This is a genomic window from Microbacterium sp. ARD31 (assembly GCF_031844425.1).
Genome location: NZ_JAUZVE010000006.1, coordinates 180,876 through 195,103 on the forward strand (window position 1 = coordinate 180,876; position 14,228 = coordinate 195,103).

General features: G+C 67.3%; 16 protein-coding genes and 1 pseudogene. 12 read left to right on the forward strand and 5 right to left on the reverse strand.

The features are described from left to right. Positions 1–19 precede the first annotated feature (19 nt). Positions 20–229: a hypothetical protein gene (locus tag Q9S36_RS18080; RefSeq protein ID WP_311286325.1), complete on the forward strand. Its 210-nt coding sequence runs from the start codon at positions 20–22 to the stop codon at positions 227–229. A 23-nt stretch (positions 230–252) separates the two neighbouring features. On the opposite strand, the gene Q9S36_RS18085 is transcribed toward Q9S36_RS18080, so the two are convergent. Together Q9S36_RS18085 and Q9S36_RS18090 are read right to left on the reverse strand one after the other, a co-directional pair. Then, entirely contained in the window at positions 253–597 is a 345-nt protein-coding gene (locus Q9S36_RS18085; protein ID WP_311286326.1) for a hypothetical protein, read from the reverse strand. A gap of 108 nt (positions 598–705) precedes the next feature. Beyond that, positions 706–1,752: an NAD(P)-dependent alcohol dehydrogenase gene (locus Q9S36_RS18090; protein ID WP_311286327.1), complete on the reverse strand. Its 1,047-nt coding sequence runs from the start codon at positions 1,750–1,752 to the stop codon at positions 706–708. Between the two features lie 121 nt (positions 1,753–1,873). On the opposite strand from Q9S36_RS18090, the gene Q9S36_RS18095 reads away from it, so the two are divergent. Beyond that, entirely contained in the window at positions 1,874–2,752 is an 879-nt protein-coding gene (locus Q9S36_RS18095) for an aldo/keto reductase (RefSeq protein ID WP_311286328.1), read from the forward strand. Positions 2,753–2,761: 9 nt separating this feature from the next. Here the strand turns inward: Q9S36_RS18095 and Q9S36_RS18100 are convergent. Next, positions 2,762–3,509: pseudogene (locus Q9S36_RS18100) on the reverse strand (alpha-L-rhamnosidase C-terminal domain-containing protein); the annotation flags it as partial. Positions 3,510–3,774: 265 nt separating this feature from the next. Between Q9S36_RS18100 and Q9S36_RS18105 the strand changes: the two are divergent. Together Q9S36_RS18105 and Q9S36_RS18110 are read left to right on the forward strand one after the other, a co-directional pair. Next, a complete protein-coding gene (locus Q9S36_RS18105) occupies positions 3,775–4,461 on the forward strand; it encodes a TraG/TraD/VirD4 family protein (protein WP_311286329.1) in 687 nt (228 codons plus the stop codon). Beyond that, positions 4,454–4,747, forward strand: coding sequence for a DUF4913 domain-containing protein (locus Q9S36_RS18110; protein WP_253035833.1), 294 nt, complete (start codon positions 4,454–4,456; stop codon positions 4,745–4,747). The genes Q9S36_RS18105 and Q9S36_RS18110 overlap by 8 nt, the downstream gene beginning before the upstream one ends. Positions 4,748–4,936: 189 nt before the next feature. Here the strand turns inward: Q9S36_RS18110 and Q9S36_RS18115 are convergent, their stop codons facing one another. Then, positions 4,937–6,166, reverse strand: a complete 1,230-nt coding sequence (locus tag Q9S36_RS18115) for an MFS transporter (protein ID WP_311286330.1) — start codon at positions 6,164–6,166, stop codon at positions 4,937–4,939. Continuing rightward, positions 6,163–6,507, reverse strand: a complete 345-nt coding sequence (locus tag Q9S36_RS18120; RefSeq protein ID WP_311286466.1) for a metalloregulator ArsR/SmtB family transcription factor — start codon at positions 6,505–6,507, stop codon at positions 6,163–6,165. Before Q9S36_RS18120 ends, Q9S36_RS18115 begins: the two co-directional genes overlap by 4 nt. 106 nt (positions 6,508–6,613) lie before the next feature. Here Q9S36_RS18120 and Q9S36_RS18125 point away from each other — a divergent pair, with 106 nt between their 5' ends. The 8 genes from Q9S36_RS18125 (at position 6,614) to Q9S36_RS18160 (ending at position 14,193) form a co-directional block, all read left to right on the forward strand. Continuing rightward, positions 6,614–6,895: a metal-sensitive transcriptional regulator gene (locus Q9S36_RS18125; RefSeq protein WP_311286331.1), complete on the forward strand. Its 282-nt coding sequence runs from the start codon at positions 6,614–6,616 to the stop codon at positions 6,893–6,895. 32 nt (positions 6,896–6,927) lie between these two features. Further along, on the forward strand, positions 6,928–7,257 hold the full coding sequence (locus Q9S36_RS18130; protein WP_253035843.1) for a heavy-metal-associated domain-containing protein: 330 nt from the start codon (positions 6,928–6,930) through the stop codon (positions 7,255–7,257). Between the two features lie 260 nt (positions 7,258–7,517). After that, positions 7,518–9,698 (forward strand): heavy metal translocating P-type ATPase, encoded by a 2,181-nt coding sequence (locus Q9S36_RS18135; protein ID WP_396653793.1) that lies wholly within the window; start codon positions 7,518–7,520, stop codon positions 9,696–9,698. A gap of 52 nt (positions 9,699–9,750) precedes the next feature. Continuing rightward, on the forward strand, positions 9,751–10,185 hold the full coding sequence (locus tag Q9S36_RS18140) for a DUF6153 family protein (protein ID WP_311286332.1): 435 nt from the start codon (positions 9,751–9,753) through the stop codon (positions 10,183–10,185). Between the two features lie 92 nt (positions 10,186–10,277). Further along, positions 10,278–10,883 (forward strand): DUF305 domain-containing protein, encoded by a 606-nt coding sequence (locus Q9S36_RS18145; RefSeq protein ID WP_311286333.1) that lies wholly within the window; start codon positions 10,278–10,280, stop codon positions 10,881–10,883. A 60-nt stretch (positions 10,884–10,943) separates the two neighbouring features. Next, a complete protein-coding gene (locus tag Q9S36_RS18150; RefSeq protein WP_311286334.1) occupies positions 10,944–11,846 on the forward strand; it encodes a F510_1955 family glycosylhydrolase in 903 nt (300 codons plus the stop codon). Then, a complete protein-coding gene (locus Q9S36_RS18155) occupies positions 11,843–13,276 on the forward strand; it encodes a M23 family metallopeptidase (RefSeq protein ID WP_311286335.1) in 1,434 nt (477 codons plus the stop codon). The genes Q9S36_RS18150 and Q9S36_RS18155 overlap by 4 nt, the downstream gene beginning before the upstream one ends. Before the next feature lie 533 nt (positions 13,277–13,809). Further along, positions 13,810–14,193 (forward strand): hypothetical protein, encoded by a 384-nt coding sequence (locus tag Q9S36_RS18160; protein ID WP_311286336.1) that lies wholly within the window; start codon positions 13,810–13,812, stop codon positions 14,191–14,193. Positions 14,194–14,228 lie beyond the last annotated feature (35 nt).

Sequence of the window (14,228 nt, forward strand, 5' to 3'; positions counted from 1 at the left end):
TTCATGCCCGGGACGCTCCGTGACGACCCGTTACCCCGTCTTACGGATCGACTCGCGTCTGCCGCTGAAAACACTCTTCGTGGCGCCTCCGACGATCAATCCCGCATGGGTCGAGGCGCTGATGTCTTCGGCGAACTCCCCCATGGGATTGCGGATCGTTCCTGAGCCGGATCCCGCCACGCAAGTCGATCCGATCGCCGCCGCTATGTGGCCGCCATCCACCGTCTGACCCGGGTCGGGCGTGTGGCGGCCTCAGCCGGTGGGGGCGGCCTCGTTGTGCGCGACCGAGCGGACCTCGAGGTAGCCGCACAGCTCGGCGGCCGTCCCGAGCTCGGCCACGAGGGCAGCCGTCTCCTCGGCCGAGAGGGCGACCTCGTCGAGCTGTGGCTCGAAGACGACCCGCCAGCGGGAGTCCTCGCCCATCGGCGGGCGCACGTAGACGGTGGTGGACGCGTTGCGCAGCGGCACGACGACCAGGCCGCCGTCGTCGCCCCACGAATCGTCCTGGATGACGACTTTGATCAGGTCGCCGTCCTCGCGCGCGGACATGAAGTCCTCGAGCCAGAGCTGGAGCGTGGCGCGGCTGCGGTACGGCATGTGTCCGTCTTCCCGTGCGCGACCGCGCCGGTGGACCCGGCGGGAGATGTCACGCTCTGACGCGAGGGTAACACCCCGCGGTGACCAGATCCCGCCGGATTTTCAGACTCAGTCCTTCAACGTCTCGATGTCGATGACGAAGCGGTAGCGGACGTCCGATCGCAGCACCCGCTCGTACGCCTCGTTGACCTCGTCGACGCCGATCAGCTCGGTCTCGGGCACGATGCCGTGGGCGGCGCAGAACTCGAGCATCTCCTGCGTCTCGGCGATGGATCCGATGCTGGAACCGGCGAACGACCGCCGGTTGCCGAACAGCGTGAACACCCGCAGCGGCAGCGGCTCGGGCGGGGCGCCGACGTTGACCATGGTGCCGTCCAGGCGCAGCATCCGCAGGTAGGAGTCGAGCTTCAGCGGCGCGCTCACCGTGTTGAGGATGAGGTCGAACGTGTTGGCGAGGGTCCGGAAGGTGGCGTCGTCGCTCGTCGCGAAGTAGTGCGATGCACCGAAGCGCAGGCCGTCCTCCTGCTTCGACAGGGTCTGCGACAGCACGGTCACCTCGGCACCCATCGCGGCCGCGATCTTGACCGCGAGGTGCCCGAGCCCGCCCATGCCGACGACGGCGACCTTCGAGCCGGGTCCGACCTTCCAGTGCGCGAGCGGGGAGTACGTCGTGATGCCGGCGCACAGCAGGGGCGCGACCGACTCGTACGGGAGCGCCTCGGGGATGCGGAGCACGAAGTCCTGATCGACGACGACGTGGGTCGAGTAGCCGCCCTGCGTGATCGTGCCGTCGCGGTCGACCGACGCGTACGTCTGCGTGTTGCCCTTCAGGCAGTAGTTCTCCATGCCGGAACGGCAGTTCTCGCACTCGCGGCACGAGTTCACCATGCAGCCGACGCCCACGCGGTCGCCGACCGCGAAACCGTCGACCTCGGATCCGACCTCGACGACCTCGCCGGCGATCTCGTGCCCCACGACCAGCGGGTAGGTCACCGGACCCCAGTCGCCCCGGACGGTGTGGATGTCGGAGTGGCAGATCCCCGCGTACCGGATGGCGATGAGCACATCGCGCGGTCCCGTCTCGCGACGCTCGATCGTCGTGCGGACGAGCGGATCGGTTGCCGAAGGGGCTGCGTACGCGGCGACGGTGGGCATGGGTTCTCCTTGCTGATCGATCGACGGATGCCGCGGGTCGCCGCATCCGTCCTGTCACACGCTACGCGCGCGACCGTGGGTATCGTCGGAGGCCACCGCGCACCGAAGCCGGGAGGCACCGATGAACGCCCTCTCCCCCACCCCCGTCATCCTCGGGGCCTCGCGTCTCGGCGACCGCCCGGGGGCGGCCGAGCTCGCCGACGCACTGATCCGCTCGGACCTCGGCGACGTCGACACGAGCAACAACTACGCCGGCGGACGCAGCGAGCAGGCGCTCGGCGACGCGATCCGGCGCGCCGGCGGACTGCCCGGACCGGCGCGGATCTACTCGAAGGCCGACAGCGACCCCGATACGGGCGTCTTCGACGGCGACCGGGTGAAGCGTTCGCTCGACGAGTCGCTGACCCGCCTCGGGCTCGACCGCCTGCCGCTGTACCAGCTACACGACCCCTACGGCCTGACGCTCGCCGAGGCGATGGGTCCGGGCGGTGCCGTCCCCGCCCTGATCGAGTTCCGCGACCAGGGCGTGATCGGCGCGATCGGCATCGCGTCGGGCACGCTGTCGCAGGTGCGGGAGTACGTCGACACCGGTGCGTTCGACGTCGTCCTCTCGCACAACCGCTACACGCTCGTGACGCGCACCGCCGAGCCCGTCTTCGAGGCGGCCCGCGCGCACGGCATGACGGTCTTCAACGCGGCGCCGTTCGGCGGCGGCACGCTCGCCAACGGCGACGGCTCGTTCGGTTACCGTCCGATGCCCGCCGACTTCGCCGCCCATGTCGGGCGCGTCCGCAGCCTCGCCGACGAGCACGGTGTCGACCTCGCCGCCGCGGCGCTGCAGTTCTCGATGCGCAGTCCCCTCGTCGACGCGACCATCGTCGGGATCTCGTCGACCGCCCGCCTCGACGCCCTCGGCCCCCTCATCGAGGCCGAGGTGCCCGAGGCGTTCTTCGACGCGGTCGAGTCGCTCGGCGAGCCCCCGCCCGGGGTCGACGACTGACGCGCCGGGTCAGACGCGCGCGCTGAAGGTGTGGCCACCGCCGGCGACCTCGACGACGCGCCCGTCCGGCAGGACGACGTCGGCGGGCAGGCCGTCCGGCAGACCGACCTCGAGCGTCAGCTCGCCGTCCGGGATCCGCCACGCGACGGTGACCGGCCCCCCGCGGGTCAGGAGGTATGTCTCGGCCCACTCGATTCCTGGACCCGGTCGAGGCTCGACGCGCACCCGACCGTAGCCCGGTGAGGCAGGACGCAGACCGCCCACCACCTGGTGGATCCAGTCGACGACCGCCCCCAGCGCGTAGTGGTTGAAGCTCGTCATCTCGCCCGGGTTGATACTCCCGTCGGGGAGCATCGAGTCCCACCGCTCCCAGACGGTGGTCGCCCCCATGGTCACGGGGTACAGCCACGAGGGGCACTCCCGTTCGAGCAACAACCGGTAGGCGTCGTGCACGTGACCGGAGCATCGGGGTCGAGCCAGTCGCCGAATTGGTTGCCGTCCCCTCGGGGAAGTCCGCGTACTTCAGCACGGCAGGCACGACGAAGGGCACGGCGCGGTCGGGCGCGTGCTCGGTCTCGAGCGGCAGATCGCGCAGCCCGCTGTCGAGGAAGTCGGACGTGTCGAACGGGAACGACGCGGATGCCGCATAGGCGGCGATATCTCCCGTCCACCCCAGTCGCTCGTCGCGCTGCGGGCAGTCGGTCGGCACACTCAGGAAGTTGCCGCGCTGGCTCCAAACGGCGTTCTCGCCGCAGCGCTCGAGGGCCTGCCGATCACGACCGCCTTCACCTGGACGACCACGCCCGGCGATGATGAGCCGGTGCGGATCCTCCGCCGTCACGGGTACGAGCAAATGGCGGATGCCGTCTCCGGGCAGGTCAACGGCGAGTCTCGCCGTCGTGACAGTGTCTACGGCACCGCCGCGCAGATGGCGTCGTGCTTGAAGGTGCGCGCGATCGCTCAGTGGGTGACCCCCCCAGGGCGGTTTGGATTCGCGGCCGCAGTTCGACCCGCACGCTTTCGTGCGCTCGAATGACACCCTCTACAGCCTCTCCAAGGAGGGCCGCGGCACTGCCGGCCCGCTGGTGACCGCGCTGACGGCCGCAACCGTTGAAGCGGCGGAGGAGTACGCGACCACGCAACCGGGCGGGCGCCTGCAGGTGCCGATGCTCGGTGTTCTCGACGAGGCCGCGAACGTGTGCCGCTGGCACGACCTCCCCGACCTTTACAGCCACTACGGATCCCGGGGAATCGTCCTGATGACGATTCTGCAGTCCTGGTCTCAGGGCGTGCAGGTGTGGGGGCGCGACGGGATGCGCAAGCTGTGGAGCGCCTCGAACGTCGCCGTCTACGGCGGCGGCGTGAAGGAACCGGAGTTCCTGAACGAGCTCTCGCAGATGATCGGTGACTACGACCGCCGCACGACCTCCACCAGTGTCGGCCGCGGCACCCGGTCTACCTCTCATGGGGTGCAACGCGAACGCACCCTCGACGTCGCGGATCTCGGCGCTCTCCCGCGCGGCCGCGCGGTCGTGTTCGCCTCTGGCGCTCCCGCGACCCTCGTCGAGACGGTCCCGTGGATGAACGGGCCACATGCGGCCGCGTTGCGCGCGTCGATCGCCGCGCACGATCCCTCCCACAGCGCACCCGCCGCTTCGGCTCCTGCTCGAGCTGCCGTGATCGAAGAGGACGAGCCGCGCGATGAGTGACCTGCTCGATGACTTCCGCGACGACGACGCCCACGAGCTGGCCACGGAGCTGGTGTACGGCTCCGTCGACGAGTTCGTGCGGGAGTACCTGCGCCACATGTACACGCGCCCTGTCGGGCCCGGAAACGCCCGCTACCGGTGGGCGGCGGACTGGTGGCGCTACCCGGAGGCGGTGGCCCGCCTCGAGGGTCTATGGCGCTCGTGGGAGCATCTGCGGCTCGACCCGGCGACGGGTGCGAGCGTGTGGTGGCGTGACCACGCGGACCACCACATGACCTGCTTCTGAGCCCTGACGGCCCCTTCGCGAAGTCGAAGGATGCGTGCGAGCCCGGCGAACCGTTACCGTACACAGAACCTCCCGAAAGGTGGTTCCCCGACGTGAGACTGACTCCGTAGCACACCTCCGGGTGGCTCGCTCCACTAGCCGGCCTCAGCTCACGACAGATCGAGTTCAATACTCGAACAGGGCCGCTACTCAATGTTTTTCGAGCGTCGGTGCGGCCTGCATCCGTCGTGTTTGCCAAACGGCCGCGGCGAGGGCTCCTGTTCCGAGGACGGCGAGGTGGACGGCGGCTGCGAGCAGGCTAATGCTGCCCAGCCAGCCTGCGATGGGGTAGGTGATGAGGAAGCAGGCGTGGGACAGCGCGAATTGCGCGGTGTAGACCAGGTTGCGGTTCTGTGGGGTTGACGCATCAGCAAGAATTCGGGACGACGGGGTGTTCACGAGCGATGTACCCATACCGAGGATCGTCCACGTCACCAGAAGGGCGGGCCATCCGGCTGCGGTTGCGGTGAAGAGACCGGTGATGGTGGCGGCGGCGATCAGGCCGACGCTAATCAGGGCGCCGCCGGCGATCATCGGACGGATCACACCGAGCCGGTCAACGATCCAGGGGACGTTGAGTGCGACGATGAGCGACCCGACACCGTAGCAGGCCAGGGCGAGAGTGAGAGCGGTGTCGCCGAGTTCGAACACGGCCCGCGCGTAGACGACGGAATTCACCAGGACGATCGCGGTACCAGCCGCGACGATGACGTTGGTCAGCATCACGAACCGGAGGGTCGGCGTCCGGGCGAACACCTGGAGGCCTGCGGGGAGACGTTGCCAGAACGTATCGGCTGGCATGTCGGGCTCTCTGGCTGGAAGCGTGGTGATCAGGACGAGGATTGCCGAGCTCGCGAAGCCGAGAGCGGTTCCGAGGAAGAGGTTGTTGTACGAGACGAGCGTGAGAAGTGCTGCGGCGATGATCGGGCTCAGCAGCGCTTCGAGGTCGTATGCGAGGCGAGACAGCGACAGCGCGCGGGTGTAGTCGCGTGACTCTGGAAGCACGCTCGGGATCAGGGACTGAAACGCGGGTGTGAAAGTCGCCGACGCGGATTGCAGAACGAAGACGAGCACATAGATCTGCCATGTCTCGGTCACGAGGGGCAGGGACATTGCGACCGCAAACCGGACCACATCAGCACCGATCAGCACCGCCTTCTTCGGCAGTCGATCCACCAGCGCCGCAGCTAAGGGAGCGATGCCAACGTAGGCGATCATCTTGATCGTCAAGGCCGTACCCAGCACGGCGCCGGCGGAATCGCCTGCCAGGTCGAACGCCAGTAGGCCCAGTGCGACCGTTAGCAGCCCCGTGCCCAACAGGGCCAACACCTGAGCAAGGAACAGCGCCCGGTAGATCGGGTTTCGCAGGACGCGGATCACGCGTGATGTCCCGGGTGCTCATCGATGGCGTGCTCGGCCTTACGGATTGCTTCGATCACGAGCCGTATCGCGTGCTCGTCGGTGAGGCGGTAGAACGCCTTGTTGCCGTCCTGGCGGACCCGGACGAGCTTGCCCCACCGAAGCTTCGCGAGGTGTTGTGAGACCGCAGCAGGGCTCCGCTCGACATGCTCGGCCAGTCCATTTACTGACAGCTCCCCGTCCCGCAGAGCCAGCACGATGCGGATGCGAGTTGCATCGGCGAGCAGCCGAAACACCTCCACGGCTACCTCGACATACTCACTTTCGGGCGAAAGGTCACCACCCTGCGCATCTGCGTGCATACGCAGGTAGTAGACCACATTAGGCCGACGTTCTGACATCGGGAATGGCAGGGGCGGCCACGTGGTGAGGTTGCTCTCGATACGGTAGGGGGGTAGTGTACCCGGGATGAACGGGTACTCGACGAATAAGGACGATCTGCTGAAGCGGTTGCGCCGCGCGGAGGGTCAGGTCCGTGGGATCGCGCGGATGGTCGAAGCGGACAAGTACTGCATCGACATCCTCACCCAGGTTTCCGCGGCCACGAAGGCCCTCGAGTCTGTCGCGCTGTCGCTGCTGGGCGACCATCTCTCACACTGTGTTGCCGAAGCCAGCGCTGAGGGTGGTGCCGTTGCGGAAGAGAAGATCCGCGAAGCCAACGAGGCGATCACCCGTCTGGTCCGTTCCTAACCCACCTATCCACTCACGACGAGGAGACGATGATGAACACTGAGGACCGCAACGACCTGGGCTTGAAGGACACCGGCGCTGACTGTGCATGCTGCGCGACCGCATCGACTCCCGAGACCGCGGATGCGGCCGCGGCGGCTGTGACGTCTGACGTCATGGTGACGGGGATGACGTGCTCGCACTGCGTGTCGAGCGTCACCGAAGAGTTGTCCGCGATCGACGGGGTGGAGGGTGTGTCGGTGGACCTGAACGCGGGTGGCGCGTCACGGGTGACGATCCGCAGCTCGACGCCGATCCCTGCTGCTGCCGTGGAGGCGGCGGTGGAGGAGGCTGGTTACGCCGTGGCCACCAGCCCGTCATGAGCGCGGTCGATGTCGAACTCGACATCACCGGGATGACCTGCGCGTCGTGCGCACGGTCGCGATGGCCGGGCTGCTGAACCCGCTGGTCGCCGCGGCCGCGATGGCCCTGTCTTCGGTGTTCGTTGTCACGAACAGTCTGCGCCTGCGCGGCTTCCGCACCCTCCCGGCGAGCTCGAGGCCCCCTACCCCCGAACCGGCCCGCGTTTTCGCCCGGGTCTGACCTGCATCTGTCCGATGCGAACAGTGGAAGGACGCTCATCATGAGTCAGCACGACCACCACCACCCCACGGCGAGCGGCACAGGTGGGGATGACACCGCGCAGGGACTGCGCGAAACCGTCGCCGAGCCTGACGCCATCGATGAGCCGCACGCCCACCACGCATCAGCGGACGACAGCACCCATGAGCGACACGGCGGCGCGCACGCGGGGATGCAGCACGGTGGACATGGTGGGCACGCCGGGCACGGCGCGGACCATGTCGCACGGTTCCGTCGATTGTTCTGGATCAACCTGATCCTCGCTGTCCCGGTGGTGGCGTTCTCGAGCATGTTCTCGATGCTGATCGGCTACCCGCTGCCCGACACAGCATGGGTGGGTTGGATCTCCCCGGTTCTCGGCACCGTCATGTACGTGTGGGGTGGCTCCCCGTTCCTGACCGGCGCGGTCAGCGAACTGCGTGCCCGTAAACCCGGCATGATGCTGCTGATCGGGCTGGCGATCACCGTCGCGTTCATCGCGTCGTGGGGGGCGAGTCTCGGGCTGCTGGATCACAGACTGGACTTCTGGTGGGAGCTGGCGCTGCTGATCGTCATCATGCTCCTCGGGCACTGGATCGAAATGCGGTCGCTCGCACAGACCACCTCCGCACTGGACTCCCTTGCCGCGCTCCTCCCGGACGAGGCGGAGAAGGTGGACGGGGACACCACGGTCACCGTCGCGCCCGCTGACCTGCAGGTCGGCGACGTTGTCGTGGTTCGCCCTGGCGGACGGGTTCCGGCTGACGGTCGGGTGGTGCAGGGTTCGGCGAGCATGGACGAGTCGATGATCACCGGCGAATCCAAGCCTGTACGCCGCGGCGACGGGGACGCGGTCGTGGCCGGAACCGTCGCCACTGACTCCGGCATCCGTGTTGAGATCAGCGCCGTCGGAGAGGACACTGCTCTCGCCGGCATCCAACGCCTGGTCACCGAGGCCCAGAATTCCTCCTCGAAGGCGCAGCGCCTCGCCGACCGTGCCGCCGGGTGGCTGTTCTGGTTCGCGTTGGTCGCCGCGGTAATCACCGCCGTTGTGTGGACCATCGTCGGGTTGCCTGATGATGCGGTGATCCGCACCATCACGGTGCTGGTGATCGCCTGCCCGCACGCTCTGGGCCTGGCAATCCCACTGGTGGTGTCCATCGCCACAGAGCGCGCCGCCCGCGGCGGGGTGCTGATCAAAGATCGTCTGGCCCTGGAGAGCATGCGCACCGTCGACACCGTGCTGTTCGACAAGACAGGCACCCTCACCAAGGGCACCCCCGCCGTCACCGCAGTCGAACCTGCCGGTAGCATCGCCCCCGACACGCTGCTCGCCCTGGCCGCCGCGGCCGAGACGGACTCGGAGCATCCACTGGCCCGCGCGATCGTGAACGCCGCGAAAGCCCAGCAGCTCACCGTGCCCGCGGCAGCGGATTTCACCTCGTCCCCAGCGGTAGGAGTCAGCGCACGGGTCGACGGGACGCAAGTGAAGGTTGGTGGCCCGTACCTGCTCGAGCAAGAAGGCGGCAGCGAGCTGCCCGTCGCGGATCAGTGGCGAGAGGAAGGCGCGATCATTCTCCACGTCCTCATCGACGGGCAGGTAGCCGGGGCGCTCCGGTTGGCTGATGAGATCCGACCCGAGTCCCGCGCGGCCGTGGCCGCGCTGCACGAGCGGAACGTGCAGGTGGTCATGATCACCGGTGACGCGGAAGCGGTCGCAGCCTCGGTCGCGACCGAGCTCGGCATCGACCGGTACTTCGCGGGCGTCCGACCCGAAGACAAAGCCTCGAAGGTGAAGGGGCTGCAGGGCGAGGGCCGCAAGGTCGCGATGGTCGGTGACGGAGTCAACGACGCGCCCGCTCTCGCGCAAGCGGACGTTGGTATCGCGATCGGTGCCGGCACGGATGTCGCGATTGCCTCCGCCGGGGTGATCCTCGCCAGCGACGACCCTCGTTCCGTGCTGTCAGTGATCGAACTGTCTCGCGCGAGCTACCGGAAGATGAAGCAGAACCTGTGGTGGGCGGCCGGCTACAACCTCCTGTCCGTCCCCCTCGCGGCCGGCATCCTTGCCCCGGTCGGGTTCGTGCTACCAATGTCGGTCGGGGCGATCCTGATGTCCTTGTCAACAATCGTGGTGGCCCTCAACGCGCAGCTGCTGCGCCGGCTGGATCTGTCGCCTGACGCGGTCGCCGGGCGCGGCTGATCCGTAGATTCACGTCGTACTCTAGGACCGCGGGAGGTGGAACGTGTCGCTGATGAACATCGCTGACAGCGTGGACCGTTCTCATGCGCGCGCCCGCACCCGCACACTGGTCACCCTCCTCGCCGTCACGACCGCCGTGATCGTCGGTCTGTTGGCGATGCACTCGCTCGGCTCCGGACAGGGCCACGACGCCGCGCCCATGTCTCATGCTGCCTCCATGGGCGAGACCCACGCGGCAGCGGCCAGCACGAGCGACGGCGCCACAGCGTCGACGGAGTGTGTGGACTGTGGCGGAGGGCATGCGGACTTGCTGGTCATGGCCTGCGTACTGGCGATTCTCGCTCTGGTGATGCTGCTGGCCCCTCGCAGCGCAGCGCTGCTGCGCGTCGTCCGTGACCGGGCACCGACCGTGGCCCTCTTGGCGCCGGGTCGTCGCCCTACTCTCGCGGCCCCGTCGTTATCTGTCCTCTGCGTTAGCCGTACGTGAACGGCGGGGGAGTGGGTACCCGGTACCTGCTTCGCCTCCGCCTTTTCGCCAGCTCGCCGCTGGCTTCACGTATCGATGCTTGGAGACCCCAGATGAAAATTCGTACAGCGGCCACGGTCGCGCTCACCCTCGCCACGGCTCTCACCCTCGCCGGTTGCGCGGGCGGTGGCAACTCGACGTCTATGCCCGGGATGGATCACGGCGGAAGCTCCTCGTCAGCTCCCGCCGAGGCTGCGAATTTCAACGACGCGGACGTGATGTTCGCGCAGATGATGATCCCGCACCACACGCAGGCTGTGGAGATGTCGGACATGCTCCTCGGCAAGGACGGTGTCGATGAGCGTGTCACCGCGTTGGCCGAAGAGATCAAAGCCGCGCAGCAGCCCGAAATCGATCAGCTTGAACAGTGGCTGGATCAGTGGGGCGCGGACTCGTCCATGGACGGCATGGGCGACATGGACCACGGTGGCGGGATGATGACCGAGGACGACATGCAAGCGCTCGAGGGTGCCAGCGGAGACGAAGCGTCCCGGCTGTTCCTGGAGCAGATGACTGTCCACCATGAGGGCGCGATCGACATGGCGCAGGACGAGATCGACAACGGTCAAAACCCCGATGCGATCGAGATGGCGCAGAACATCGTCGACACCCAGACGGCGGAGATCGCGGAGATGGAGAACATCCTCGCGGCACTCTGACCCACACGGTGTGGGGCGCGGTCGCGCCCCACACCGCGGTCAGTGGCCTGCAGGTCCGACATGCAACACCGCTTCTTCCTCGGCGCACCCATGCGCCCACGCACCCCCCGCTCCTTCGCCACCCGCCGCGCACTTCCCGCGCTCGGCGTCTTCGCCGCCGCAGTCCTAGTAGTCACCGGCTGCGCATCGAACCCAGGGCAATCCTCTGAGGCGGAGACACCTCTCACACATGTGCACGGGATCGTCGCCGACCCCGCCGGTGAGGGTTTCCTTATCGGCACACACGCGGGCATCTACCCCACCACCGCAGACGGCGACACCGGTGCCCGGATCGGTCCAGGGTTTGATGCGATGGGGCTTACCGCCGCCGGGGACGCTCTTCTCGCCTCCGGGCACCCTGGCCCCGACACCCCCGCGGAACTTGGCACCCCTCACCTGGGCATCATCCGAAGCACTGACCGGGCCATGACCTGGTCTCCCGTGGTCTTCTCAGGCGAGAAGGACTTCCACGTGCTCGCCGGCACCACCTGGAACGTGGTCTATGGCATCGCCACCGACAACCCTGAACTGCTCACCAGCACCGACGGGGGAGTCACCTGGCAACCCACCGGAGCGGAGGTCCCCGCACGCAACCTCGTCGTGGACGCCACCGAACGGCTCATCGCGTCCACCCCAGACGGGCTGCAAGTGAGCACCGACGCGGGAGCCACCTTCACCGGTTGGACGGACGCTCCCACCATCGCGCTGCTGAACACCTCACCCGACCACCAGCGCATCGTTGGTGTCGACACAGCCGGCACCGTCTGGGTCACTGGCGCCGGCGAGTCGGAATGGGTCGAAGCCGGCACTACCAGCCTGAGCGTGCAGGCAGTCGCGATCACCAACGCGGGAGACGTGCTGACCGTCGACCAGACGGGGATATCTCCTCCCGCCCCACCGGCGTCGACAGGCTCCGAGCAATGAACAGCCCCGACCAGACCCCACCCGCCCGCATCGATGACGTCGATTGCGGCTGCGGCCCGACCCCGGCTGAGGCACGCCGGCTGGGGTCCAGTGTCAGCCGGCGCAGCCTGGTGGGTGCTGCTGCACTGGGAATAGTTCTCAGCGCGACGGGTCTGGGACTAGCGGCACCCGCGTTCGCGGCGAAATACCCCACGTGGGACGACGTCGAGAAAGCGCGCCGCAACCAAGCCAGCAAGAATGCGGAGATCGGCCGCATCGAAACACTGATCCGCTCTCTCACGAACGACGTCGACACCAAACAGGCCGAAGCCGACCGCCTCGGGCAGGAGTACGTGCTCGCTCAAGAGGCATATGAAGACGCAGTCGAACGCGCCGACGCGGTGCAGGCTGAGGCCGATGCCGAAACTGCGCGCGCAGCAGAAGCAGCGGCGAAGCTGGGGGCACTGGCCGCGGAGCAGTACCGCACCGGGCGAAGCGACCCGACCTTGGAACTGTTCTTCTCCGACACCGCAGCCGACGCGGACGAGCTTCTGGGCCGCTTGGGGGCGATCGACAAGATCGCTGACGCCAACCGAGCACGATACGCGGACGCTGCCGGTGCCCGCGACAACGCCCGGAACCTGAGCAATCAGGCCGTCGTCGCTCGCGATGAGCGCGATCGCCGCAAGGGCGAAGCGGAACAGAAGATGCGAACCGCGCAAGCAGCCGCGCAAGCCGCGCAAGCGGCGCTCGACGCGCAAACCGAGCACCGGCTCACCCTGGAAGCCCAACTCGACGCACTCCGCGATACGACAGCATCGACACTCGCCGGCTACCAGGCAGGTGTTGAAGCCGAACGCAAACGCCGAGAAGAAGCCCGTCGTAAAGCACGGGAAGCAGCCGCGCGGCAGGCCAGAGAGGAAGAACAACGACGTCGCGAGGAGGAACGGCGGCGACGAGTAACAGGCGGTAAACCCAGCGGGGCCTCCGGCGCGAGCGGCAACACGGGCGGAAGCGGTGGCCAGGTCCAATCGTCGGGATGGGTGCGACCAGCTCACGGCTGGATCAGCTCAGGATTCGGGACCCGAGGGACGATCTGCCGCAACGGGTACTGCACGAATCGCGGGCACCGCGGGACAGACTTCGCCAGCAGTTGCGGATCCCCCATCTACGCCGCCGCGGCCGGCACCGTCATCTTCGCCGGCTACAGCGGCGCTTGGGGCAACTACATCAAGGTGCAGCACCGCGACGGCACCGTCACCGGGTACGCCCACATCATCGACGGTGGCTACAACGTCCGTTACGGCCAAACCGTCCGCGCAGGCCAAGTCATCGCCTTCATCGGTAGCACCGGCGCCTCAACCGGATGCCACCTCCATTTCGAGGTCTACCTCAGCGGCGTCCGCGTCGACCCCGTCCCGTTCCTCCGTGCCCGCGGGATCGCCGTATGACCCCCCGTATTCAACAGCTGATTCGGATGCGCCCCCTCGATGGGCGACTCACCGTCGCGGAGCGAGCGTCTTACGTCGAATCGTTCCTTGCCTGCGCGGCGACGATGAAAGACACTGACGACTCCGCGTGCGCACGCATCGCCGTCCTCCTCGGCCGGGAAGTGAGTTTGGACAGCATGATCATGCGTGTTGCGCTGGAGGACGCTCAGCGGTCCTGTCGGCGATGTCAGCACACATGCACCAGATTGCTCGCTCTCTTCTAGTCGGTTCGCGCGAAGACTCGGGAAAGAGCAGATCAGTCCATGCGCAATCCGTCCCGGGACATGCCGCTGGTGGGCTCGCATCGAGCTCTGGATACCGCTCCAAGGCGCCATCGACGCACACGCCACCGCGCCCTCCTGAGGCAGAGAACCGCACCGGAAGTCGCTACGAAGGGAGCACGGCGAGCTCATAACAGCGGTTGCTACGTTTTCGTCACCATGTTGTCAGGACCGCGCTCTTCAGGTCACCGCCCAGGCGGAAACCGGTGGTCGATGGTGCGCATCCTCGCCGGAATCGTGCTCGCGCTACTGGTGTGCGCGGGGGTGTTTTCGACAACGCACGCGCAGAACTCTGACACCGCAACCACCTCCGCTATGTTCGAATCCGCTTCCACCGGCGTCCCAAGCGTGACCGAAGGGTTCATGTCTGTTGACGCAGCGATCGACACCTCGCACGGAGTCACTGGTGCAGCGGCATGCCTCATCGGTGTGCTGTGCACTTTGCTGCTCGTGGCTCTTCTTCGCGTGTATCTGCTGCACCGCGGTACCGCCAGATCGGCAACGATAGCTCCCCGCTCGACGCAGGCATCGCTCGCACGCGTCCTCGCGCCACCGATGCCGCCATCGCTCCATCAGCTGTCCATCTCCCGAACCTGAACCCGGGTCCTGTCCTTCTCAGGGGTTCCCCGCCG